The following is a 2279-nucleotide window of genomic DNA, read 5'->3' as shown; positions in this document are numbered from 1 at the left end:
GGCGGAGGCCGCGACCCTTCTGGCGAAAACCGGCGCGCCCTGGCCGGATGCGTTCCGCCGCGCGATCGGTGTGGCGCTGAAGGACGAGGAGGATCTCGCCTTCATTGCGCCGCGGCTCGACGCCATCATCGCGGAGATCGCGGCATGACGGAGCTTGCTTTGCCGCGCGCGACCCGGCCGCTGCTGGATTTCATCGCGCTGCTGCGCCGCAATGGCTTTGCGGTCGCACCGGAACAGGGGCTGGCCTTTCTTCGGGCGATTGAGTTGCTCGGCCCGCGCGATATCGAGGACATCCGCCGCGCCGGCGTCGCCACGCTGGCGCCGCCGTTCGAGCGGCAGCCCGATTTCGATATGCTGTTCGATATGCATTTTCTCGGCCTTTCCGGCACGCTGTCGAATCTGGTCACCGAGAGCGACGAGGAGTTGCAGGTGCAGGACGATGGCGCCGGATATGACGCGCCGCTGTCGGACGACATCAATGAAACCGGGCAGGCGGCCACCGCGCGCGAGGCACTGTCGCGGCGCGCATTGCGGCCGGGCGACGACAGCCAGGAGCTGGCGCGATTTAGCCGCCACCTGCCGGCCCGGTTGCCGCGGCGCCGCGGCTATCGGATGCGCGCCGCCAAGCGCGGCGGCGGCTTCGACCTGCAGCGTTCGCTACGTGACGCCATCCGCACCGATGGCGAGGTCATCCTGCTGCGCCGCCGCGAACGTCAGTTGCGGCCGCGCGCCATCCTGCTGCTGATCGACGTGTCGGGCTCGATGAAGGCGCGCTCCGACGCGCATCTGCGCTTTGCCCATGCGCTGGTCAACGCGGCGCCGCGCGTCGAGGTGTTCACGTTCGGCACCCGGCTGACGCGGCTGACCCGCGCGCTGCGGTTGAAGAACCGCGAGCAGGCGCTTGCCGTCGCCGCCGACCTCGTGGCCGACTGGGACGGCGGCACGCGGATCGGCGATGCGCTGGCGGCTTTCCTCGCGGTGCCCCGCTTTGCCGGCTATGCCCGTGGCGCGCTGGTGCTGGTGCTGTCCGACGGGCTCGAACGCGGCGACCCGGCGCAGATGATCCGCGCAGTCGGGCATCTCGCCGCACGCGCCTGGCGGATCGACTGGATGACCCCGCTCGCCGCCGCGGCCGACTATCGCCCGGAGACCGCCGCGCTGCGCGCGGTGCTGCCGATGCTCGACAGCGTCGCCAATGGCGCGACGACGGAGCGGCTGTGCCGGCATGTTCTCGACCTGTCACGACGGAGGGCCGCCCGATGATTCAGCCCGCGCCCGTCTGCGTCGATTCGCATCATCATATCTGGCGGCAGCAGGATCTGCCCTGGCTGCTCGGGCCGATGCTGCCGCGGATCTTTGGACCCTACGAGCCGATCCGACGCGACTACACTATCGCGGAATATCTGGCCGATGTGGCCGCTGCCGGCGTCACGCGGTCGGTCTACGTGCAGGCGAATTGGGCGAAAGAGCGCTTCCTCGATGAGGTCCGCTATGTCAGCGACGCCGAGCGGGAAACCGGTTGGCCGCACGCCATTGTCGCCTACGCGGATTTCACAGCGGCCGACGTGCGGCCGCAACTGGAACAACTGGCGGCATTCCCGCTGGTGCGTGGCGTCAGGATGCAACTGCACTGGCACGACAATCCGCAATACCGCTTCGCGTCTGTTCCGGATCTGGCGCGCGATCCGACGCTCCGGCGCAACATCGCGCGACTGAGCGAATATGACTGGGCCTTCGACCTGCAGGTGTTCGCGCCGCAGATGGCGGATGCGGCCGAGCTTGCCGACGCCTGTCCCTGCGTCAGCTTCGTACTGCAGCACGCCGGCATGCTGGAGGATCTTTCGCCGGCCGGCATCGAGGCCTGGCGCGCCGGCATGGCGTTATTGGCGCAGCGGCCCAACGTCGTGGCAAAACTGTCCGGCCTCGGCACCTTCCTGCATCGCAACGACCCGGCGCATATCGGCTTCGTGGTCGGCGAAACCGTCGGGTTGTTCGGCGCCGGCCGCTGCATGTTCGGTTCGAATTTTCCGATCGAGAAACTCTGGACCCGCTACGACGCGCTGGTCGATGCGTATCGCGCGGCGACCCAGACGCTGTCCGCCGCGGACCGGCAGGCGATCTTTCACGACACCGCCGCCGGCATCTATCGGCTGGCCTGATCAACACGATCCAACGAGAGGAAACGAACACATGGCGCTCGAGATCAAGATCCTGGACTACGGCGACATCGAGCTGGAATCCAGCTTCCTCGTGCTGGGACGCGATTGCGGGCGCACCAG

At 68.1% G+C, this 2279-nt stretch carries 2 protein-coding genes and 2 pseudogenes; all 4 read left to right on the top strand.

Features of this window, described 5'->3' with window-relative positions:
* A pseudogene (locus tag Q7U29_RS10130) lies at positions 1-148 on the top strand (MoxR family ATPase); the annotation flags it as partial.
* The gene (locus tag Q7U29_RS10125) at positions 145-1263 is read left to right on the top strand and encodes a VWA domain-containing protein (RefSeq protein WP_304740952.1); all 1119 of its coding nucleotides are present in this window, start codon (positions 145-147) and stop codon (positions 1261-1263) included. The pseudogene Q7U29_RS10130 and the gene Q7U29_RS10125, both read left to right, overlap by 4 nt.
* On the top strand, positions 1260-2159 hold the full coding sequence (locus tag Q7U29_RS10120) for an amidohydrolase (RefSeq protein ID WP_304740951.1): 900 nt from the start codon (positions 1260-1262) through the stop codon (positions 2157-2159). The genes Q7U29_RS10125 and Q7U29_RS10120 overlap by 4 nt, the downstream gene beginning before the upstream one ends.
* A gap of 31 nt (positions 2160-2190) precedes the next feature.
* Positions 2191-2279 (top strand): annotated as a pseudogene (locus Q7U29_RS10115) (N-acyl homoserine lactonase family protein); the annotation flags it as partial.

Source organism: Bradyrhizobium sp. (genome assembly GCF_030654605.1).
Taxonomy (GTDB): Bacteria; Pseudomonadota; Alphaproteobacteria; order Rhizobiales; family Xanthobacteraceae; genus Bradyrhizobium.
Note: the sequence above shows the minus strand (reverse complement) of the source record. Positions and strands in the feature narration are given on the sequence as shown.